The sequence below is a fragment of the Pseudoduganella sp. HUAS MS19 genome (assembly GCF_053615455.1).
Map to the genome: position 1 here is coordinate 5,947,581 of NZ_CM132133.1, position 20,799 is coordinate 5,968,379.

Annotated in this window: 17 protein-coding genes and 1 tRNA gene; 10 read left to right on the forward strand and 8 right to left on the reverse strand. The window is 64.0% G+C overall.

The window, feature by feature from the left end; all coding sequences use genetic code 11:
- Positions 1-5: 5 nt before the first annotated feature.
- From trxA to ACWBU6_RS27250, 6 genes are all read left to right on the forward strand, one after another.
- Positions 6-332, forward strand: coding sequence for a thioredoxin TrxA (gene trxA / locus ACWBU6_RS27225; RefSeq protein ID WP_057260987.1), 327 nt, complete (start codon positions 6-8; stop codon positions 330-332).
- A gap of 137 nt (positions 333-469) precedes the next feature.
- Entirely contained in the window at positions 470-1,732 is a 1,263-nt protein-coding gene (rho, locus tag ACWBU6_RS27230) for a transcription termination factor Rho (RefSeq protein WP_130310289.1), read from the forward strand.
- A gap of 289 nt (positions 1,733-2,021) precedes the next feature.
- On the forward strand, positions 2,022-2,291 hold the full coding sequence (locus tag ACWBU6_RS27235) for a type B 50S ribosomal protein L31 (RefSeq protein WP_130310288.1): 270 nt from the start codon (positions 2,022-2,024) through the stop codon (positions 2,289-2,291).
- Positions 2,292-2,383: 92 nt separating this feature from the next.
- Positions 2,384-4,108 carry an ArnT family glycosyltransferase gene (locus ACWBU6_RS27240; RefSeq protein WP_452646451.1) on the forward strand — a complete coding sequence of 575 codons (1,725 nt, stop codon included), beginning with the start codon at positions 2,384-2,386 and terminating at the stop codon, positions 4,106-4,108.
- Between the two features lie 57 nt (positions 4,109-4,165).
- Entirely contained in the window at positions 4,166-4,903 is a 738-nt protein-coding gene (locus ACWBU6_RS27245) for a substrate-binding periplasmic protein (RefSeq protein ID WP_452646452.1), read from the forward strand.
- Positions 4,904-5,086: 183 nt separating this feature from the next.
- Entirely contained in the window at positions 5,087-7,000 is a 1,914-nt protein-coding gene (locus ACWBU6_RS27250) for an AAA family ATPase (RefSeq protein WP_452646453.1), read from the forward strand.
- Between the two features lie 3 nt (positions 7,001-7,003).
- Here the strand turns inward: ACWBU6_RS27250 and ACWBU6_RS27255 are convergent, their stop codons facing one another.
- Complete coding sequence (locus tag ACWBU6_RS27255) at positions 7,004-7,390, reverse strand: hypothetical protein (RefSeq protein ID WP_452646454.1); 387 nt, start codon at positions 7,388-7,390, stop codon at positions 7,004-7,006.
- Between the two features lie 430 nt (positions 7,391-7,820).
- Between ACWBU6_RS27255 and ACWBU6_RS27260 the strand changes: the two genes are divergently transcribed.
- A tRNA-Leu gene (locus ACWBU6_RS27260) sits at positions 7,821-7,905 on the forward strand.
- A gap of 232 nt (positions 7,906-8,137) precedes the next feature.
- On the forward strand, positions 8,138-9,643 hold the full coding sequence (locus tag ACWBU6_RS27265) for a hypothetical protein (protein WP_452646455.1): 1,506 nt from the start codon (positions 8,138-8,140) through the stop codon (positions 9,641-9,643).
- A gap of 6 nt (positions 9,644-9,649) precedes the next feature.
- Here ACWBU6_RS27265 and ACWBU6_RS27270 read toward each other — a convergent pair whose 3' ends face one another.
- From ACWBU6_RS27270 to ACWBU6_RS27295, 6 genes are all read right to left on the reverse strand, one after another.
- Complete coding sequence (locus tag ACWBU6_RS27270; RefSeq protein WP_452646456.1) at positions 9,650-11,566, reverse strand: hypothetical protein; 1,917 nt, start codon at positions 11,564-11,566, stop codon at positions 9,650-9,652.
- A complete protein-coding gene (locus ACWBU6_RS27275; RefSeq protein ID WP_452646457.1) occupies positions 11,563-11,994 on the reverse strand; it encodes a GtrA family protein in 432 nt (143 codons plus the stop codon). The genes ACWBU6_RS27270 and ACWBU6_RS27275 overlap by 4 nt, the downstream gene beginning before the upstream one ends.
- A gap of 10 nt (positions 11,995-12,004) precedes the next feature.
- Complete coding sequence (locus tag ACWBU6_RS27280; protein ID WP_452646458.1) at positions 12,005-13,993, reverse strand: hypothetical protein; 1,989 nt, start codon at positions 13,991-13,993, stop codon at positions 12,005-12,007.
- Positions 13,990-15,558, reverse strand: a complete 1,569-nt coding sequence (locus tag ACWBU6_RS27285; protein WP_452646459.1) for an NAD(P)/FAD-dependent oxidoreductase — start codon at positions 15,556-15,558, stop codon at positions 13,990-13,992. The genes ACWBU6_RS27280 and ACWBU6_RS27285 overlap by 4 nt, the downstream gene beginning before the upstream one ends.
- A gap of 127 nt (positions 15,559-15,685) precedes the next feature.
- A complete protein-coding gene (locus ACWBU6_RS27290) occupies positions 15,686-16,138 on the reverse strand; it encodes a DUF2214 family protein (protein WP_452646460.1) in 453 nt (150 codons plus the stop codon).
- Between the two features lie 9 nt (positions 16,139-16,147).
- A complete protein-coding gene (locus ACWBU6_RS27295; protein WP_452646461.1) occupies positions 16,148-18,463 on the reverse strand; it encodes an NADP-dependent malic enzyme in 2,316 nt (771 codons plus the stop codon).
- A gap of 325 nt (positions 18,464-18,788) precedes the next feature.
- On the opposite strand from ACWBU6_RS27295, the gene ACWBU6_RS27300 reads away from it, so the two are divergent.
- Together ACWBU6_RS27300 and thiL are read left to right on the forward strand one after the other, a co-directional pair.
- Entirely contained in the window at positions 18,789-18,983 is a 195-nt protein-coding gene (locus ACWBU6_RS27300; RefSeq protein ID WP_452646462.1) for a hypothetical protein, read from the forward strand.
- Positions 18,984-18,992: 9 nt separating this feature from the next.
- On the forward strand, positions 18,993-19,958 hold the full coding sequence (thiL, locus tag ACWBU6_RS27305; RefSeq protein WP_452646463.1) for a thiamine-phosphate kinase: 966 nt from the start codon (positions 18,993-18,995) through the stop codon (positions 19,956-19,958).
- Here the strand turns inward: thiL and ACWBU6_RS27310 are convergent.
- The gene (locus ACWBU6_RS27310) at positions 19,948-20,769 is read right to left on the reverse strand and encodes a DUF6597 domain-containing transcriptional factor (RefSeq protein ID WP_452646464.1); all 822 of its coding nucleotides are present in this window, start codon (positions 20,767-20,769) and stop codon (positions 19,948-19,950) included. The two genes, thiL and ACWBU6_RS27310, sit on opposite strands and share 11 nt — an antisense overlap.
- Positions 20,770-20,799 lie beyond the last annotated feature (30 nt).

Sequence of the window (20,799 nt, forward strand, 5' to 3'; positions counted from 1 at the left end):
AAAACATGAGCGACCTGATCAAACACATTACCGATGCATCCTTCGAAAGCGACGTGCTGAAGGCCGACCGCCCTGTGCTGGTGGACTTCTGGGCCGAATGGTGCGGTCCTTGCAAGAGCATCGCGCCGATCCTGGAAGAAGTGGCCAAGGAATACGACGGCAAACTGACCATCGCCAAGCTGGACGTGGACAGCAACCAGGCCGTGCCAGGCAAGTTCGGCATCCGCGGCATCCCGACCCTGATCCTGTTCAAAAATGGCGTGCCAGCGGCACAAAAAGTCGGCGCCATGGCAAAAGGTCAACTGACCTCTTTCATCGACAGCAATATTTGATGTAAGATAGGCGGTGCTGCGCCCGCAGCCCGCCTGATTGGCAGGGAAAGCGCCCAAAAACCTTTCCCTTAATACTTTTAGACCACGTAGTTCCCTCCCCTACCCTTACTTTCCCGTCACGGGACACTCAAACAGCTATGCACCTTTCTGAACTTAAGGCTATGCACGTTTCAGCTTTGCTGGAAATGGCAATCAGCCTCGATATCGATAATGCGGCCCGCCTGCGCAAGCAGGAACTGATGTTCGCGATCCTGAAAAAACGCGCCAAGGCCGGCGAACAGATTTTCGGCGACGGCGCCCTGGAAGTACTGCCTGACGGCTTTGGCTTCCTGCGCTCGCCGGACGCCTCGTATATGGCGTCGACCGACGATATTTACATTTCCCCGTCCCAGATCCGCCGCTTCAACCTGCACACCGGCGACTCGATCGAGGGCGAGGTGCGTACCCCGAAGGATGGCGAGCGCTATTTCGCCCTGGTGAAGGTGGACAAGGTCAACGGCGAATCGCCGGAGGCGTCCAAGCACCGCATCCTGTTTGAGAACCTGACGCCGCTGCACCCGAACGTGCCGCTGCGCCTGGAGCGCGACATGACCGGCACCGAGAACATCACCGGCCGTATCATCGACCTGGTGGCGCCGATCGGAAAAGGCCAGCGCGGCCTCTTGGTGGCTTCGCCGAAGTCGGGCAAGTCCGTGATGCTGCAGCATATCGCGCACGCCATCACCACCAACCACCCGGACGTGACCCTGATCGTGCTGCTGATCGACGAACGTCCGGAGGAAGTGACCGAGATGCAGCGCTCCGTGCGCGGCGAAGTGGTGGCCTCGACCTTCGACGAACCGGCCACCCGCCACGTGCAGGTGGCCGAGATGGTGCTGGAAAAAGCCAAGCGCCTGGTCGAGATGAAGAAGGACGTGGTGATCCTGCTGGACTCGATCACCCGCCTGGCGCGCGCCTACAACACCGTCATCCCGGCTTCGGGCAAGGTGCTGACCGGCGGTGTGGATGCCAACGCGCTGCAGCGTCCGAAGCGTTTCTTCGGCGCCGCCCGCAATGTGGAAGAAGGCGGCTCGCTGACCATCGTCGCCACCGCGCTGATCGAAACCGGTTCGCGCATGGACGATGTGATTTACGAAGAATTCAAGGGTACCGGCAATATGGAGGTGCACCTGGAGCGCCGCCTGGCTGAGAAGCGTGTGTATCCTGCGATCAACCTGAACAAGTCGGGCACCCGCCGCGAGGAACTGTTGATCAAGGCCGACCAGCTGCAGAAGATCTGGATCCTGCGCAAGCTCTTGTACTCGATGGACGAGATCGAGGCGATGGAGTTCATCCTCGACAAGATGCGCGCCACCAAGAACAACGGCGAGTTCTTTGAGATGATGCGCCGCGGCGGCTAATCCGCCAAAACCGGTAAACCAGAGTCAGACCCAAGGGTCTGACCCTGTCTAATCGGCAGCCGCGGGGTTGGGTCTAAGCCTTTGACTTTCGACGAACGTCAAAGGCCCGGACCCAACCCCGCGGCTTTTGCACACCTGGGGTCTGACCCTGCGGGTCAGACCCCGGTTTACCGGTTTTATGATGTATAATCGCGAGTTCCGTTAAACCCTGGCAAGTGATCGGCAATCGGGTCGAGAGGCAGTAAGGACCGACGAAGTGCTGTTTGGCTACCAACATTGAGAGAAAAGCATGAAAGCTGATACCCATCCAGATTACCGCGAAGTCCTGTTCCACGACGTGTCCTGCGACTTCAAGTTCATCACCCGCTCGACCATCCAGACCCGCGACACCGCGACCCACGAAGGTAAAGAGTACCCACTGGTGAAGATCGAGGTTTCCTCCGAATCGCACCCATTCTTCACCGGCCAGCACAAGATCGTCGACACCGCCGGTCGCGTGGAAAAATTCCGCCAGAAGTTCGGCAAAGTCGGTTCCAAGACCGCAGTTGCAAACGGCTAATTCCCGTCGCAGCGAAAAAGAAGGCAGCCGCGGCTGCCTTTTTTCTTTTTTACCCGTCATACTCCAGCTTTCCAAAGAATAAGCCCTGACCGATGAAGCCAGTCCGTCTGCCTGCCGCCGCCACCCGCACCCTGCCCCGCTGGGCATTTTTCGCCCTGGGCTTGCTGTACATCCTGCCGGGTCTGATCGGGCGCGAGCCATGGAAAAACGATGATGCGGCCAGCTTCGGCGTGATGTGGACCATGGCGCACGGCAGCTGGCAAGACTGGCTGTGGCCGAACATCGCCGGCCTGTCGGTGACCGGCGAAGGCCCGCTGGCGTTCTGGCTCGGTGCGCTGGGCATCAAGCTGTCCGGCTGGGCCATCGGCGATGTGCTGGGTGCGCGCGTGGCCACCCTCGGCGTATTCCTGCTGGGCGTGATGGCCGTCTGGTACGCCACCTTCAACCTGGGCCGCCGCCCGGAAGCCCAGCCGCTGCGCCTGGCCTTCGGCGGCCAGCCCGAGCCGGACGATTTCGGCCGCACCCTGGCCGATGCGGCCGTGCTGATCTACCTCGGCTGCCTGGGCTTGCTGGTGCACAGCCATGAAACCACGGCCGAGCCGCTGCAAGTGTCGCTGCTGGCGCTCACGCTGTACCGCAGCGTGCGCTATATGGAACTGGCTTCGCTGCGCAATGCCGCCCTGGCCGGCCTGGCGCTGGGCCTGCTGACCCTGGCCCGCGGCTGGGTCGTCCCGGCCGCCCTCATCGTCGCCCTGTTTGCCTGCACCCGCTTCCTGGCCATGCCGGCCGGGCGCTCCCTGCGCGACCTGGCCTTTGCCGTGGCAGTGGCCGCCGGCGTGACCGCACTGTGGGCCGTGCCGGCCCTGCTGGCCCGCCCCTATGGCCAGGCGCCCCTGACGGCCTGGATGGCGTGGAACGAGGCCCAGCTGGCGGTCGGCGGTGTCGAGGGCTTGCGCACCTTCTTCCGCGTCGGCGTCTGGTTCTTCTGGCCGGCCTGGCCGTTTGCCGCCTGGGCCGTGTGGGCTTGGCGCCGCCAGAGCAACCTGCTGCATATCGTGGTGCCGATCACCTTCGTCACCGCGGCCACCCTGCTGGTGCTGCTCAACCCTGCGCCCGAGCAAGGCCACCTGCTGATGCTGTTGCCGCCGCTGGCCATCATGGCCGCCTTCGGCCTGCTGACCATGAAACGCGGCGCCATCAATGCCATCGACTGGTTCAGCGTGATGGTGCTGACCCTGTGCGCGGCCGTGCTGTGGATCTTCTATTACGCCCAGCTCACCGGCTGGCCGGCCAAGCCGGCGCACAATGTGCTCAAGCTGCTGCCGGGCTTCACGCCGGAAGTGAGCTGGCTGTCGCTGCTGGTCGGCCTATGCGCCACCGCCGGCTGGTTCGTGCTGGTGCACTGGCGCCTGTCGCGCCGCCCGGCCGTGCTGTGGCGCGCCGTGGTGCTCTCGTCGGGCGGCCTGATCCTGATCTGGATTCTCCTGATGACCCTGTTCCTGCCGCATGTGAACTACAGCAAGAGCTACGCCGCGGTGGCGCGCGAAGCTGCCGCGGCCCTGCCGCCGGGCACCGATTGTGTGAAAAGCAATGTCACCCCGGCCCAACGGGCCTCCTTCGCCTTCTTCGGCCAGATGCCCTTCAACGGTGTCGAACAGCGCAGCTGCACCGTTATGCTGTTGCAAGATAGCATCAAATCTCGTGCCTATCAGCAACAACCTGGTGCAGAGTGGAAACAGCTATGGGAAGGGCGCCGCGCCTCTGACCGCAGCGAGCGTTTCCGTCTGTTCCAGCGCCGCCCGGCACCCGCCAACTGATTGTCGGCCGGCCCGCCTCCCTGCTATCCTGTGCCAGACGATAGCAAAGAGGCAGGCATGGTATCTGGGGTAGCGTATCTGGCAATGTTGCTGGCTACCAGCGTCGGCGCGCTGGCAGCCCCGCCCCTTGTCATCACGGCCGAGCATTCGCCGCCGGCCAGCATGCGTGTGGGCAACCAGGTGCTTGGCCGCGAGAGCGAGAAGATCCGCGAAATGCTGGCGCGCACCGGCTACGCCTACACCATCGACGTGCTGCCCTGGAAGCGTGCCTTCAGCATGGCGCAGCGCGATCCCTATACCTGCGTCTATTCCACCTCGCGCACCCCGGAACGGGAAAAGCAGTTCAAATGGGTCGGTCCCACCGATGAAGCGGAATGGGTGCTGATGGGGCGCGCCGGCCGCCATTACCGGGTGCACAGCCTGGACGATGCGCGCAAGCTGCGCATCGGCACCTATCTCGGCGATGCGCGCGACGAATTCCTGCGCGCCCGCGGCTTCGAGGTCGACGGCGCCCAGGTCGACGCTTCCAACCCGAAGAAGCTGCTGCTCGACCGCATCGACCTGTGGGCGGTGGGCGTGCGCAACAACGACCTGAGCGCGCTGGCCCAGTTCTCGGTGCCGCAGCAGATCGTGCCGGTGCTCACTTTCCACCACGTCAAGGTCTACCTGGCCTGCAACCCGTCGGTGCCGGACGCGATGGTCGAGCGCATGAATGCGGCGCTCGATGCGATGCGCAAGGACGGCACGTTCGCAAGATTGGAAAAGAAATATGGGCAATGGCAAGCCAGCAAGTAAATGCCATCTCTTACTGTTGCGCAACTAAAGTTTTTTTGGGGAGCAGCGAACGCGAGCTTGGTTTACGCGGTATAGTCACCATATGCGGAATGTTGCCGTGCGGCATTTTCGACAACACGGGGCCAGCCGAGGCATCAGCCGCCGGCCATAGGCCCACTAGAAACCCTAGCGATTTCCAGGCCTATGTTCAATATCTACAAGCTCCAACTCGCCCTCAAGAACCCATTGGTACGCATCACCCTGGTGCTGCTGGCGACTGCCGCCCTCGCGTTCGCGCTGCTGCGCGGCGACGTGGCGCAGGATAGCGCGCCGGTGGTACGTTCGCAGAATATCGGGGAAATCACGGCCCTGGTGGCGCAGCGCGACAAGCTCGACTATCTGCTGATCGCGCGCCCGCTGGCCGATTCGCCGCGCTATGTCTACAAGTTCAAGAACGACGCCACCCTGCACGTGGTGGTGGTGCCCAGCACCTCGCACCAGAGCCTGGAGCGCGAAGTCCTGCTGCGCAATAACATCCCCTACGCCATCGCAAAAGACGACTTCCTGGCCGCGCACAAGGGCGTGCTGCTGGACGACGGCGGCCAGTGGGCCAGCGTGCAAGCGTTCCTCAAGCGCCACGCCTTCGACATCTTCGTGATCGGCCTGCTGCTGTTCGTGCTGAAGTGGGGCATTCCCGGCATGGGCCCGAGCGCCGCCGTCATCGCGCCGGACAAGCTGAAAGGCTCGATGGACGACCTGATCGGCATGGAAGACATCAAGCAGGAAGTGCTGCACCTGGAAGACATGATCCGCAACCGCGAAGTCTACAAGCAGCACAATATCGACAAGCCGTTCAACGTGATGCTGACCGGCCCGGCCGGCACCGGCAAGACCAAGCTGGCCGGCTACCTGGCCAAGCGCCTGGGCTACCCGCTGATCCAGGCCTCCGGCTCGGCGCTGGAATCGGGGTACGTGGGCGGCGGCTCGAAGGCCCTGAATGCGCTGTACAAGAAAGCTTGCGCACGCGGCAACTGCATCATCTTCCTGGACGAGGCGCAAGCCCTGTTCATGCCGCGCGGCCGCGGCGAGAAGAAGTGGGAAGACGATACCGCGAATACCCTGCTGGGCCTCTTGGATGGCGTGAAGAGCGAACAGGGCCAGGGCGTGATCTGGATCGTCGCCTCCAACTTCGACGATGCCTCGACCGCGATGGACGAAGCAATGCTGCGCCGTTTCAGCGTGAAGATCAATTTCCGCCTGCCCAACAAGGGCGAGCGCCGCGCGCTGCTGGACTCCTTCCTGAAGCGCAAGCAGGACGGGCTGGTGGACTGGAACGATATGGACCTGGACCAGGTGGCGGACATCACCGCCAACCTCAGCCCGGCACTGCTGGAGACCGTGGTCGATCGCGCCTCCATGATTTCGATCCAGGAAAAGAGCGTCATCAATACCGACCTGATGTTCCGCGCCTTCGAGCGCGCCACCATCGGCCTGACCGACCGCGCCACCACCGCCGAAAAGACGCGCCAGCGCGAGCGTATCGCCTTGCATGAACTGGGCCACTTCTTCATGCAGATCGACCCTTACCTGCGCGCCGGCATGCCGCTGGCCGAGGTGAAGGAAAAATCGCACCTGCTGAAGATTTCCACCGAAGCGGTGTCGAAGATGAACGCCCTGGGCTATGTGCTGAGCGCCGGCGACGACATGTCGCTGCGCACGCTGGAAGAAATGGAACGCGACGTGATGCAATTGTACGGCGGCGTGGCGGCGGAAGAATTGTTCTATGGCGCGCGCGGCATTTCGGTGGGCAGCCAGAACGATATCGAGAAGGCCACCAAGATGCTGAACATGATGGTCAACCGCCTGTCGATGTACTCGCGCTCCAAGCTCGATTACAGCCAGCTGCGCGGCGAGACCGGCGACGAACATACCTTGCTGCAGGTGGAAGCCAAGGCCGACGAGTTGTACAGCACCACCCTGGCCGCGATGCGCGATTACCGCACGGTGATGGAATCCATCAAGGAAGAACTGATGGAGCGCTATGTGCTGTCGAAGGACGCCATCTTCGCCCTGCTCGAGGAGCGCCTCGACCCGGCGCCCCTGAATCAGGCGGCGTAAGCCTCAGCGCGAAGCCAGCACCGTGATGTTGCTTCCGCCGGCCGCGGCAGCCATCGCCAGCCTTTCGTAATTGCGGATCGCCAGGGCCGATCCATCCCCATTGAACTCCAGGCGCGCGCCGGCGGCAGTCACCAGCACGCCCGGCGCCACCGGGAACAGTTCGGCGCGCGGCTCATCCTCGAGCTGGGCGAAAAAGCGCTTGCTGAACTGGGAAAGCCGGATGCTTTTACCGTTGCTCAGTTCATAGCTGTAAGCGTAGTCGCGGAACTCACTACGCTGCATCGTATAGCTGCCGGGCGCCGGAACGCGCACCGTCAGTTCCTCTCCCGCCAGGGCGGAAGCGCTGCACAACAAGGCGAGTGCGGCAGCACTGGCTGCCAGGGTTTTCATGGCATCGCTCCTTGAAATAAAGCGTCGTGGCGCACCGCTTTGCTGCGCCACGGCCGCTCGATTGTCTGGTTTCATCGTCTCCGCCTGCTTACCCGTCAGTGCGGAATGGCGGTCCGGAAGGCGCCCTGGCCCGTATCGGGCGGGGCGCTCGGGGCCGGGGCGGGTGGGGTGCACCTGCGCCGGCTGTCCAAACCTGGTGCCCTGCGCCGCAGCCGGTAGGCTGGCGCCGTGGGCGCAAGCTTTCGCTCGCAGCGGTCCTGTGGTGGCCGCTGTCTTTCAGTCCTCGTCCATCCTACGCCCGGCTGTTAATGTTGAAAAGCTGGCCGGGCGCTCATTTTTTCCAATTTGCCCACCCTGGCCCATAGCTTAAATATTTGCTGCAGGGTTGCCGCCAGGTGGCAAATCGGTAATAATGCGTGTCGCGTTAATGGCCCGAGTGGTGAAATTGGTAGACGCAGCGGACTCAAAATCCGCCGCCGCAAGGCGTGCCGGTTCGATTCCGGCCTCGGGCACCATCCTCCTTCCCCCAAGCTTGCCTTCCTATTTTGCTGTGGCGCGCCACAGCATCCGCGGCGCAGCAGTCCGGCAATCGGGCAGCAACAACCCCACATTGCATCCAGGTCAAGCAGCCGCTTGCGCGCACCGAGCTTGCATCGCACCTTCGCGGCAAAGCATAGGGCATGCGCATTATTTGACGCACGGCAATTGTCGGTGCAATACTCAATAATTTCAGACTGTGGATGCTCGATGGGCGATACTGCAACAGCCAATACCGACACGGCGCACGCCGCGCGTTTCCAGCGCGCCAGCGCGCCGGTAGTCGCCCGCGAGCTTGACCTGCTGGAACTGCTGGCGGTCGCCTATCTGATATTGCCTCTGTTGGTCTTCCTGCTCGGCTGGCTGCGCTTGCCGTACGCGCTGCCACTGAGCCTTGCACTGCTGCCGGCCCTGTCCCGCATCTGGCAGACACGCCAGCGGTGCGCAGTCTTGCTGTCGCGGCGCGAGCTGCTGGCGGCGGCCGGCGTGACGGTCGTGTGGGTCTCCCTGAGCGGGCTGCTGCCCGGCTTTTTCCTTAACCTCGACTGGCTGACGCGCATGTCGGTGCTGCGCGACCTGGTGGTGGGCGCCTGGCCGGTGGCCTACAAGCTGCCGGACGGCGAACTGATCCTTCGCTGTCCCCTTGGCTACTACATGGTGCCGGCACTGGTCGGCAAGCTCTCGTCCCTGCAGGGCGCCCGCATCGCGCTCTGGTTGTGGACGGCACTTGGCACGGCCTTGTTCCTGTTCCTCCTGTTGGGCGCCAACGCGGCGCGCAAGCCTGGCGCCTGGCGCTCGGCCTTGCTGATTGCCGTGTTCTTTAGCGGCATGGATATTCTCGGCTGGCTGATATCGAGCCCGCTCAAGCTGGAAGCGGGCACACATATTGAATGGTGGGCGGTCATGAATGGCAGCCAAGTCCAATACAGTGCCAATACCACCCAATTATTCTGGGTCCCCAACCATTGCCTGCCCGGCTGGCTGCTGGCGCTGGTGGCCTGGCGCCACCGCCGGCACGGTTTGTCCGTCCCGGCAGCGGCGCTGCTATTGCTGGCGACGGCATTCTGGGCGCCCCTGGTCGCGCTGGGCGTCGCGCCTTTGCTGCTCTGGTGCGTGTGGCGCGGTCTGGGCTGGCGCCAACTGGCGCTGCACAGCCTGCGCCTGCCGGTGCTGGCCTTGCTGCCAGCCGGCTTGCTGGTAGTCCGCTACATGACCATGGGCGTAGCCCAGGCCGACACAAGCGGCGCCGCGCCGGCGCCCATCTACGCCATCATCATGTTTTCCGTACTTGAATGGGGCTTGCTGGCGTGGGCTGTGCTCGCGCGCAGCGAACGCTCGCCGTTGCTGATGCTGGCCTTGCTGGAACTGCTGCTGCTGCCCTTCCTGCATTTCGGTCCCGCCAACGACCTGGTGATGCGTGCCAGCATTCCCGCCCTGGCCATCCTGATGGTGGCAACGATCGAAGCGTGGCAAACCACGCTGCCGCCACTGCGGCGCGCCGCCATCGCGGCCCTGCTGGTCCTCGGCAGCGTCACGCCCCTGCTCGAGTTGCAGCGCGCCTTCCAGTCCGGGCCACGCTATGTGCATGAACAGGCGAACTTTATCGACGTCAGCGGCGCAGGCGTATGGCACTATCTGAGCCCGCTTACGCGGCCCGACATCAAGGGCATGTTCAAGCCGGCGCAGCCGGTGCCGGGCGCGGCTGGGCGGCCCTGAGGCGCCTCACTTACCGCCGCGCAGGCGGGCGCAATCGTATAGGTAGTAGGAATGCTGGTGTTCCCTGTCCTCGACCCGGGCGATGCCGCCGTCACCCAGGCGCCAGGTCAGCACCACGAAGTCCAGCAGCGGATCGCCGCAGACATAAGCCAGGCCGGTCTCGCTGGGCACCGGCAGCTGTGCCATGCGGCGCTTGGCCGAGGCAGCGTCCAGCTCGCGCACCGAATCCTTGACGCCAAGCCGCTGCAAGCGCGCCAGCCGGCGCGCCCCTTCCAGCGCTGTGCCGCGATTAAAAGCAGCGCCCGCCAGTTGGGTCGACGACACATAACTTGAGCGCTGCAGCAGGAACCAAGTGGCGCGTACATCGTTTTCCCAATACAGCACGGCATCGCGTGGAATAAGCGGCAGGAAAGCGGCCTGCACCGCGCGCTGCGCCTGTGGCGCCATAGGATAAGCGTAGTCGGGCGGCCCGATGCGCCAGCAGGCCGCGCCAGCCAAGCTGGCCAATGCCACCAGGCAAGCCGACAGGTAGCGCGAGGGCCGTGCCGCGGCCATCCAGCGCCATATCAGCAAGAGTATGCCGATGCCGGCCAGCCACAAGGCGCCAGTGCGCAGCAGGGTCCAGCCCCAGATGCGCGCCGCAGTATCCTCGATCAGCTGAGGCGCCAGTGCGCCCGCATCGGTGGCGTGCTTCAACACTTCTGCCAACCACGCCGCGCCGATGGCAAGCACCAGCGCCGTGAGTGCACGATTGGTCGCTGCGGCGAGCGCCAGCGGAGCTGCGCGGCCAAGCTGCCAGCACAAGCCCGCGCCGGCCACGGTGGCAAGCGCGCCGCCGACGCTGTTGCGCGTCAGTGTGGCGACCACCAGCGCCAGCAACAGGACGCGCACCACGCCGCCCCGTTGCCAGTAGCTTGCCAGCAGCCAGGCCAGGGCTATCCCTGCCGCCAACTGCAACAGCCACAACACACGCCAGGGCTGGGCCTGCATCAGCAGCAGGTTATGGGCCCAACCGGTACCCAGCCAGCTCGCCAGCAGGCCAAGACCGCCCGCGGCGGCCAGGCAAGCGAAAAAGCGCGCCTGCCCGCCTTCGGACAGGCGGGCAGCGGTCAGCACCAGGCTGAACGCCACGACAGTGCGGCCGAGCCATTGGTCGGCATGCCAGCCTTCCCAGGTGACCAGGGGAGCCAGCCGGGTGACCAGTGCCAGCCACTCGCCATCCATCTCCAGCAGGATACGGTCGAAAGGACTGATGCCGCTGGCGACGCCGGCAGCCATCAGGGCCGAGCCAGCGAGCACCCCGCCCAGGAGGATGACACGGCCGCGCCCGGCTGCGAAGGAAGCGAGGTACAGCAAGCCGACCAGGGCGGCCCCGGCCGCCATCAGCGGATGCAGCAGGAAGGCCAGGCCAAGCGCCGGCAAACTCCAGACCCACTTGCCGCGCAGCAGGCAGGCTAGCGCCAGCATACTCAACGCTTCGGCAAAGATGCGCGGCGTCGGGAACGGTTCGCCCAGCGTCAATATGCCGGCCAGGGGGCCGTAGTCCGAAGGCAGCAGGACCAGGCACAGCATTCCAAACCAGAATGGCAAAGCACGCAGGAAATACGCCAGCAGCAAGCCGGCCGCCGCCAGCCACAAGACGCTGCCTAGCGTGTACAGCAACAGCGCCGCGCCTTCCATGCCGAGGACCTCGATACACGCCGCAAACAGAGGGCTGAACACGGTGTAGGAATCCTGCGAACCGTACAGAAAGTACAGGTCATTGCGGAAGTTTTCCGGCAGGAGCCGGCGCAAGGCTTGCACCCCGTACAAGCGGCTGTCGTGCCAAATCCCGACCCAACGGTGCGCCAACAGCCAGGCTGCGCCAAGCAGCAGCAGGAGCGGCAGCAGACGCCGGTCCCATGCGCGCGGCAGCAGGCTCATCGGGGTTGCGTCCGGGCCGCGGAAAACAGCAGCACCTTGCGTGCCCCGAAGTTGAAGAACAGGATGAAGGCGGCCGCCACCAGCTTGGCCAGCATATAGGCCAGTCCCAGTCCTTCAACCAGCAGGCTGATGGCAAAGCCATTCAGGATCAGGCCCGCGATGCCGATCAGGAAAAAGATCACGAATTCGCGCTGCCATTGCGGTTCGCGGCGGAAATGGAACACCCAGTTGACCGAAATCAGGTAGTTGCACACCATGCCCAGCAGATAGGACAGGCTGGCTGCCAGCAGATAATGCAAGCCGGCGAAATGGGCCAGCAGGAACAGTCCGCCGTAATCGACGACGAACGCCATGCCGCCGACAAAGACGTATCGGATGAACTGGATCAGGCTGTTGGCGCTTGGCGCGCCCAGTAGTTTCTTCAACATCGTTCGGCCTTCAGAGCGACGCATGGCTGCCCCGCAGGGCGGCACAATCATACAGGAAATAGTGGCGGCCATAGACCGGGTCTTCGGCCATGGCAACATCGAGCTTACCCAGTTTTTGCGTGAGCACGACGAAGTCCAGCGCGGCATCGGCGCAAACATAGGCGATATCCGCGGCATCGGCCGGCTGCACCGTGGCCGGGAGAGTATTGGTATCGCGCTGGTACCTGCTCGAAACGACATCGGCGGTGCCTAGGCGCTCCAGGCGGCGCAAGCGGCGTACGCCCTCGATTGCATTGCCGCGATTGAAGACCATGCCATAGACTTGCGGATGCGATGCATAGCTGGCGCGCTGCAGGATGAACCAGCTGAATCGCACATCATCTTCCCAGTACACGCTTGCCGACGCCGGAATCAGGGGCAGAAATGCGGCCTGCACGGCCCGCAAGCCCGCCGCCGAAATCTTGATCTGCTCGTTGCTGGTGCTGGCCTGCCGCAGCCAGAGCGCGCCCGCCGCGGCCAGCACCGCCATGCCGCCGGCCAGCAGCCAGGCGCCAAGCTTGCGGCGGCCGGCCGCATGCCAGATTCCCAGCATCAACACCATGCCCAGCAAGGCATTTCCCCCCAGGCGCAACAGCGTAACCGCCCATTGCATGCGGTCGCCGCTCGCGACGCCATAGTTCCAGTAGAGCACATTCAGCGGGGTGGTGGACTGGGCATCGACCTCCGCCACCCAGATGGAAAGCAGCGCCACCAGCAGGCAGCAGGCACAGCCATACAGGCGGGGTGGCAACTGCGCCGGTGACGGCAGGCCGCCCTGCCAGCAGAGGAGCGCGCAAGCGAGCAGCGTCACCAGGCCGCCGTAGCTATCGCGCGCAAAAATGCCCAGCATGCAAGCGGCCAGCACAAGCTGGAACACGCGGCCGCGATGCCAGAATGCGGCTAGCAGTGAAGCCAGGGCGATCACGGACGCCAGCTGCACCAGCCACATTGCGCGCCACGTCTGAACCTGCAGCAATAAAACGTTATGGAAGACCGAGGTGCCAAGCCAGGTGGCCAGCAAGCCCAGTGCGCCCGTCGCCGCAGCGCAATAATAAAAGCGCGCGCGCCAGCCGGTGGACAGCCAGGCGGCCGTCAGCACCAGACTGAAGGCGACGGTGGCGCGGCTGGCCACTTCATGGAAGTTCCAACGGTCCCAGGTCACCAGGCCAGTCAGGCGCGACACCCCGGCATACCACTCCGGATCCATCGTTTGCGCCAGGCGCTGGAACGGCAGGAGGTCCAGCACGGCGCCGGCGCCCGCCGCCAGGACGCCGGCCACCAGCAGCGGAACGAGGCGGCGCGGGTCGTCGCTGGCCAGGTAAAGCAAGGCAAACAGCAAAGTCGCCAATGTCATCAAAGGATGGATGACCAGCGACACTGGCAATAGCAGCGCCAGCCAGCGCCATTTGCCGCGCAGCAGGCAGGCCATGGCAAATATGCCCAGCGCCTCGGCAAAAATGCGCGGCGTCAGGTAGGGTTCGGCCAGCGAGATGGCCCTGATCGGGTCGTAATCGGTCGGCAGCAGCAGCAGCCACGCCAGGCCCACCCACAGCATCGCGCCGCGCAGCAGGCCGGACAGCAAATACCAGGCCGCCGCCAGCCACAGCGCGCTGCCCAGGGTGTGCAACAGCTGCGTGCCGGCATCCAGGCCCAGGGCCCGGATGCAGACGCTGTACAAGGGGCTGAACAGGGTGAACGCGTCCTGCGAGCCGAACATGAAGTAGAGGTCGTGCTCGAACTGGCCCGGATTCAGCAGGCGCAAGGCTTGCGCCGCATACAGCCGGGAGTCGTGCCAGATGCCGGCCCAGGGGCGGGCATAGAGCCAGACAGCCAGCAAGGCCAGCAGCATCAAGCTCTGGCGCGTCCCCCAGCGCGGCGCCAGTTGCAAGGGCGGCGCCAGTTGCGAGGGTAGCGCCAGGGGCGAGGGCGCTGCCGGCAACTGAGGGGACGCTTGCGTCATGCGGCCTTTTTCTCTTCGTGGTATTCGTCGTCGATGTTAACGTCCCACAGCGCGTCCTTCGACACCTCGCCGCAAGCGATGGCTTCCGCTGCCAGCTTGGCGGTCAGCATCGAATGATCCTGGTTGTTATAGCGGTGCATGCCATTGCGGCCCACCAGGAACAGGTTGCTGATGGTGTCGGTATAGCGGCGCACCACGTCGAACTGGTCGTAGGAACCAAAGTAAGCCGGATATGCCTTCGGCACGCGCACCACAGTGCCATCCAGCACGTTGGTGCCGGTCAGCATGCCGATCTTGGCCAGTTCGGCGGCACCGAACTTGATCAGCTCCTGGTCGTTCATCTGCCACAGGTCATCGTCCTCGTTGCAGAAGTATTCCAGGCCCATCCACATGGTGCCTTCATCCTTGACCAGGTGCGGGCTCCAGTTGTTGAAGATCTGCAGGCGGCCGATGCGCACGTCCTTTTCCTGGATGTAGATCCAGTTGTCGGGCAGCGCCTCGCCGTCGGTGGTCAGCACGTCCGACTTGCGCACCAGCAGGCCGACGGTCAGGAAGTCGCGGTACATCAGGCCATCGGCCACCTTACGCACCTCGGCCGGCACATCGTTCATGCCCTTGATCAGCTCACGCACCGGCATGGTCGATACCGCATGCGCGCATTCCAGGCGGAAGCTGTCGCCACTCTTGCGGTCGGTGCCGCTGACGGCCACGACCTTGCCGTCCCTGGTTTCCACGCCGGTCACAGCCTGGTTGTAGCGGATTTCGCCGCCGCCTTCGGTGATCAGGCGCGCCACTTCCTGCCACATCTGGCCAGGACCGAATTTCGGGTACAGGAACTGTTCGATCAGGCTGGTCTCGGTGCCCTTCTGCGCTACCCCGCCCTTGCGCTTGAAGATTTGCTTGACCGCGTGCCACAGCGCCTTGCTGATGTTCAAGCCCTTGATGCGCTGCGCGCCCCAGTCGGCGCTGATCTGGTCGCACGGGATGCCCCACACCTTGTGCGTGTAATCCTTGAAGAAGGTTTCATACAACTCGCGGCCGAAGCGGTTGATCATGAAATCTTCCAGGTTCTTTTCCGGCCGGCGCGGGAACAGCATGATCCAGCCGTAAGTCAGCGCGACCTTGGTCAGGCGCCACAGGCCCAGCTTGGCTGCCGTGGAGGCATTCATCTTGATCGGGTAATCGAAGAAGCGGCGCAGGAAGAAGATGCGCGACAGGCGCGAACGCACCAGCATGCGGCGGTCGTCGTCGCTCGCGAGCGCATTGCCGGCCACCTGCACCGAGGTCTTCTTGTTCTGGTAAGTCAGGTCGAGCGAGGCATTGGCCGCCGCGTCGATCGGCAGGATCTCCTGCCACCAGTTCATGACCCAGTCGGATTTGGAAAAGAAGCGGTGGCCGCCCAGGTCCATGCGATTGCCATTATGGCAAACAGTACGGGAAATCCCGCCGACCTCAGCGCTGGCTTCCAGCACGATCGGACGGACATTCGTGGTCCGGATCAATTCCAGTGCCGCAGTCAAGCCTGCAGGTCCCGCGCCGATGATGACGGCTTGTTGCTGCCCCATACAACTTTTCCTTCAAGTTAATAAGATAAAAAGCCATTGCCCGCTAAACAGGCAATGGCCTCCAGAATTTTACCTTGTGGAAATTATTAATGCTATAAGTGCGGTTCCAATTGTGGCGTGGAACGCATCAGGCATAACCGTAACCGCGCGCCATGGCGGCAGCGGCCAGCGGCAGCAAGGCGAACAGATGGATCTCGGTCATCAGGGTTTTGCGTACCGAGCGGATTTCCACCTCTTCCGGCGCGAAGCCGGCGTCCGTCGCTTGCGCCTTGCGCCAGCGCAGGAAGGCGCGGGTCGGCTTGACCGACATCAAGCCAATCACGCCGAACAGCACCACCTTGCTCCAGAATACGTGGTTGTGAATGTAGAAATCGGCGCCCTTGGCGCCGAAGAACACGCGCAGGAAGCCGATCGCCACCAGCGACAGCGACATGACACCTAGCGCGATATCGTACCTGGCTGCGAGCTGCACGGCCGGCGGCTGCATGCCCGGCCGCACCAGCACCAGCTGGGCGGTGAGGGCCGCGGCAATGCCGAAGGCCAGCAGGTGGTGCAGGATCGCCAGCAGCAGGTCGACCATGGCCCCTCCTTAAGCGCGTTCCGACACCGCGTCGACCACGCACAGCGCCGTCATGTTGACGATGCGGCGCACGGTGGCGGACGGGGTCAGGATATGGACCGGCGCGGCGCAGCCGAGCAGGATCGGGCCGATCGCAATGCCGTTGCCGGCCGCGGTCTTGACCAGGTTGTAGGCGATATTGGCGGCATCGATGTTCGGCATCACCAGCAGGTTGGCATCCTGCTTCAGGGTGGTGGTCGGCAGCAGCTTGTGGCGGAACTTGGTGTCGAGGGCGGTGTCGCCGTGCATTTCGCCGTCCACTTCCAGCTCCGGCGCGCGCTGGCGCACCAGTTCCAGCGCGGCGCGCATCTTTTGCGCCGATTCGCTGTTGGAAGAGCCGAAGTTGGAGTGCGACAGCAGGGCCGCGCGCGGCACCAGGCCGAAGCGCTTCATCTCTTCCGCCGCCATGATGGTGATGGCGGCGATCTCGTTGGCGTTCGGGTTTTCGTTGACGTGGGTATCGACCATGCACAACTGGCGCTCAGGCAGCACCAGGATGTTCATCGCCGCGTACACGCAGGCGCCAGGGCGCTTGCCCAGCACCTGGTCGATGTAGTGCAGGTGCAGCTGGGTGGTGCCGAAGGTGCCGCAGATCATGCCGTCGGCGTCGCCCTTCTTGATCATCATGGCGCCGATCAGCGAATGGCGCCGGCGCATTTCCAGCTTGGCGTATTCCTGCGTCACGCCCTTGCGCGCGGTCAGCTCGTAATAGGCTTGCCAGTATTCGCGGTAACGCTCGTCGAAGTCGGGATTGATCACGTCGTAATCGAGGCCCTGCTTCAGGCGCAGGCCGAACTTCTGCACGCGCGCATCCAGCACGGCCGGGCGGCCGACCAGGATCGGACGCGCCAGTTTTTCGTCGACCACCACCTGCACCGCGCGCAGCACGCGCTCTTCTTCGCCTTCGGCGTAGACGATGCGTTTCATTTCCGGCGGGGTCTTCTTGGCCACCGAGAACACCGGCTTCATGAACGTGCCGGAACGGTAGACGAACTGCTGCAGGCTGTCGGCGTAGGCTTCCAGGTCCTTGATCGGGCGGGTGGCCACGCCGGAATCGGCGGCCGCTTTCGCCACGGCCGGCGCGATCTTGGTCAGCAGGCGCGGGTCGAACGGCATCGGGATCAGGTATTCCGGGCCAAAGGCCAGGTTGGCGATGCCATAGGTGGTGGCGACGATGTCCGACTGCTCGGCATGCGCCAGGTCGGCAATCGCGTGCACCACGGCGATTTCCATTTCGCGGGTGATGGTGCTGGCGCCGCTATCGAGCGCGCCGCGGAAGATGTACGGGAAGCACAGCACGTTGTTGACCTGGTTCGGGTAATCCGAACGGCCGGTACAGATGATGGCGTCGCCGCGCACGGCTTTCACGTCTTCCGGCAGGATTTCCGGATTCGGGTTGGCCAGCGCCAGGATCAGCGGGTTGGGCGCCATCTGCTTGACCATGTCCTGTTTCAGCACGCCGCCGGCGGACAGGCCGAGGAAGATGTCGGCGCCTTCGATGCAGTCGGCCAGGGTGCGGTGCGGGGTGTCGCGCGCGAAGCGTTCCTTGTCCGGATCCATCAGTTCGGTGCGGCCCTTATAGACCACGCCGGCCAGGTCGGTAACCAGGATGTTCTCGATCGGGAAGCCGAGGTCGACGATCAGGTCGAGGCAGGCCAGCGCTGCCGCGCCGGCGCCGGAGACCACCAGCTTGACCTCCTTGATATCCTTGCCAATGTATTTCAGGCCGTTCAGGATGGCCGCGCCGACGATGATGGCGGTGCCGTGCTGGTCGTCGTGGAAGACCGGGATCTTCATCTTCTCGCGCAGCTTGCGCTCGATGTAGAAGCACTCGGGGGCCTTGATGTCTTCCAGGTTGATGCCGCCGAAGGTCGGCTCCAGCGAGGCGATGATGTCGACCAGCTTGTCGGGGTCGGACTCGTTGATTTCGATGTCGAACACATCGATGCCGGCGAACTTTTTGAACAGCACGCCCTTGCCTTCCATCACCGGCTTGGACGCCAGCGGGCCGATATTGCCCAGGCCCAGCACGGCGGTGCCGTTGGAAATCACGGCCACCAGGTTGCCGCGCGCAGTGTATTTATAGGAATTGGCCGGATCGATGACGATTTCTTCGCAAGGCGCTGCCACGCCGGGCGAATAGGCCAGCGCCAGGTCGCGTTGGTTGGTCAGTTGCTTGGTGGGGGAAACGCTGATTTTGCCGGGCTTGGGGCACTCGTGGTATTCCAGTGCGGCGGCGCGCAGTTGTTGACGAAGTTCTTCTTTCTTGTCAGATCCCGAATCCATGCTGTACTGCCCCTTCTATCCTGTGTCCGAAAGCTTCCGATTCTAGCAGATAGAGTGGTTGCTCTAACGTAGGTATTTTTACCAATGCCGAATTTTCATCGGTTTCCATTGCCTTTTGATTAAGGATCATCCCGTGCCGCGGGATTTTTCTTCCGAACAAGTTAATAAACTGTCGCCCGGGCGACAATGCTGACTTGCGGCACGAAACCTTAAAATCTTGTTGCGCGAAACTGTATTTGCTTGGAATTTTCAGCGAAAGCAACTTTACATGTAGCATTTTCCTGCATAGACTGGATTTACTGGCACTTAACGGAAGGAAAATACCATGCGTAATGCAATCTGGCATTCCTGGTCCCGACTGTCCGGCGTCCTGTTCCCTGCGACTGCCGTCGCCCTTTTCTTCACCCCGCAAGATTCCGGTTATCTTGCTTTGCTGGCAATGACAGCCCTGGCCTCGGGCGGTACCTGGGTGTATCTGCGCGATAAGCCAAATAAGGACGAAGCGGGAGTGCCCCGCTAGAATGGCGGGATGCTCTCCGAATTCGACCTGATCAAACAATACTTCGTGCGGCCCCTGCCGGGCCGCGCAGCCCTTGGCATCGGCGACGACTGCGCGCTGCTGGCGCCGTCGCCGGGGATGCAGACCGCCATTTCATCCGACATGCTGGTCGAAGGCCGGCATTTCTTTGCCGGCGAAGACCCGCAGCGCCTTGGCCACAAGAGCCTGGCCGTCAACCTGTCCGACCTGGCCGCCATGGGCGCCCGCCCGGTGGCGTTCACCCTGGCCCTGGCCCTGCCGGCCGCCGAGCGAGCCTGGCTGGAAGGGTTCTCGCGCGGCCTGTTCGCGCTGGCCGATGCGCACGGCTGTGAACTGATCGGTGGCGATACCACCAAGGGTCCGCTGAATATCTGCATTACCGTGTTTGGCGAGGTGGCGCCCGGGCGGGCCTTGCGCCGCAGCGCCGCCCGTGCCGGCGACGATGTGTGGGTGTCCGGCACCCTGGGCGATGCGCGGCTGGCCCTGGCCGGCTACCAGGGCGACCTGGCCCTGCCTGCCGAGGCGCTGGCGGCAGCGGGCGCGCGCATGCATCTGCCAACACCGCGCGTGGCGCTGGGTGTGATGCTGGCCGAGCGCAGCCTGGCCCACGCCGCCATCGATATTTCGGACGGGCTGGTGGGCGACCTCGGCCACATCCTGGAAAAATCCCGGGTCGGCGCCACCCTGAATGCCGACGCGCTGCCGGCCGGTCCGGTGCTGGCGACCCAGCGGCAGGCCCTGCGCCGCGCCTTCAGCGCTGCCGGCGGCGACGATTACGAAATCTGCTTCACCGCGGCCGCTTCCTCGCGCGACGCCATCGTCGCTGCGGGCGCCGCCTGCGGCACAGCTGTCACCCGCATCGGCCGCATCGACGATGCCGCCGGCTTGCGCTGGACCGACGGCGGCGGGGCGCCGCTCGCGCTGGAGCTGTCCAGCTTCGACCACTTCACGCAATAGCGCGGCGGTATTCCCCCGGCGGCTTGCCCACCAGGGCGGTAAATTCCTTGATGAAGTGGGCCTGGTCGTAATAGCCCAGGCTCAGCGCGAGCCGCGCCAGCTCAGGTGCGGCGCCGGCCTGCAGCCGGGCTAGCGCCTCATGCATGCGGTAACGCTTGATCACCCACTTGGGCCCGACGCCGACGTAGTGCTGGAACAGGCGCTGCAGGGCGCGCTTGTTGATGCCGGCCTGCGCCGCCAGGGCATCCACCGTCAGCAGCGCCGGATCGCCGGCAATCGCCGCCACCAACGCTGCCGCGCGGCCGGCCTCGGCATCGGCCGGCGGCAGCCGGTGCAGCAGGAAGCGTTCGGCAGCCGCAACCATGGCGTGCGGCGCCGCTTGCCTTGCGCTGGCGCGCACTTCCTGCGCCAGGGCGTCGCCGTCGGCGCCAAACACCCGGGCCAGCGCGATGCGCTGGTCGGCCATGCCGGCTACCGCACGGCCGAGGAAAGGCCGGAAGCCGCCCGGCCTGAACTTGATGCCGAAGGCAAAGCCCTGCCCGGCCAGCAGCTTGGTGTAGCGCGCCGTATGCACGCCATACACGCCGTCGCTATCGTGTTCGACCACCAGGTGCACGTTCGGGTGCGGCAGCGTCTCCTGCTGCTGGGGCGGTTGGCCCCGCATGTCCCAGCCCACGAACCAGTAATGCTCGACCAGGCCGGCCAATTGCGCGCACGGCGCCAGCCGTTCGTGGCGAAATGTACCTGCCGCAAGACGCGGCACCAGAATGCCGCGCGCTTCAGTATCGATTTGTCGCGTTTTTCCAATCATCAGGCGCAGGAGACTAACATAATGGCCGGC

Bases quoted from the DNA above. Each gene is read 5' to 3' on its own strand.
- trxA (WP_057260987.1), top strand. From the start codon at position 6: ATGAGCGACCTGATCAAACACATTACCGATGCATCCTTCGAAAGCGAC.
- rho (WP_130310289.1), top strand. From the start codon at position 470: ATGCACCTTTCTGAACTTAAGGCTATGCACGTTTCAGCTTTGCTGGAA.
- ACWBU6_RS27235 (WP_130310288.1), top strand. From the start codon at position 2,022: ATGAAAGCTGATACCCATCCAGATTACCGCGAAGTCCTGTTCCACGAC.
- ACWBU6_RS27240 (WP_452646451.1), top strand. From the start codon at position 2,384: ATGAAGCCAGTCCGTCTGCCTGCCGCCGCCACCCGCACCCTGCCCCGC.
- ACWBU6_RS27245 (WP_452646452.1), top strand. From the start codon at position 4,166: ATGGTATCTGGGGTAGCGTATCTGGCAATGTTGCTGGCTACCAGCGTC.
- ACWBU6_RS27250 (WP_452646453.1), top strand. From the start codon at position 5,087: ATGTTCAATATCTACAAGCTCCAACTCGCCCTCAAGAACCCATTGGTA.
- ACWBU6_RS27255 (WP_452646454.1), bottom strand. From the start codon at position 7,390: ATGAAAACCCTGGCAGCCAGTGCTGCCGCACTCGCCTTGTTGTGCAGC.
- ACWBU6_RS27265 (WP_452646455.1), top strand. From the start codon at position 8,138: ATGGGCGATACTGCAACAGCCAATACCGACACGGCGCACGCCGCGCGT.
- ACWBU6_RS27270 (WP_452646456.1), bottom strand. From the start codon at position 11,566: ATGAGCCTGCTGCCGCGCGCATGGGACCGGCGTCTGCTGCCGCTCCTG.
- ACWBU6_RS27275 (WP_452646457.1), bottom strand. From the start codon at position 11,994: ATGTTGAAGAAACTACTGGGCGCGCCAAGCGCCAACAGCCTGATCCAG.
- ACWBU6_RS27280 (WP_452646458.1), bottom strand. From the start codon at position 13,993: ATGACGCAAGCGTCCCCTCAGTTGCCGGCAGCGCCCTCGCCCCTGGCG.
- ACWBU6_RS27285 (WP_452646459.1), bottom strand. From the start codon at position 15,558: ATGGGGCAGCAACAAGCCGTCATCATCGGCGCGGGACCTGCAGGCTTG.
- ACWBU6_RS27290 (WP_452646460.1), bottom strand. From the start codon at position 16,138: ATGGTCGACCTGCTGCTGGCGATCCTGCACCACCTGCTGGCCTTCGGC.
- ACWBU6_RS27295 (WP_452646461.1), bottom strand. From the start codon at position 18,463: ATGGATTCGGGATCTGACAAGAAAGAAGAACTTCGTCAACAACTGCGC.
- ACWBU6_RS27300 (WP_452646462.1), top strand. From the start codon at position 18,789: ATGCGTAATGCAATCTGGCATTCCTGGTCCCGACTGTCCGGCGTCCTG.
- thiL (WP_452646463.1), top strand. From the start codon at position 18,993: ATGCTCTCCGAATTCGACCTGATCAAACAATACTTCGTGCGGCCCCTG.
- ACWBU6_RS27310 (WP_452646464.1), bottom strand. From the start codon at position 20,769: ATGATTGGAAAAACGCGACAAATCGATACTGAAGCGCGCGGCATTCTG.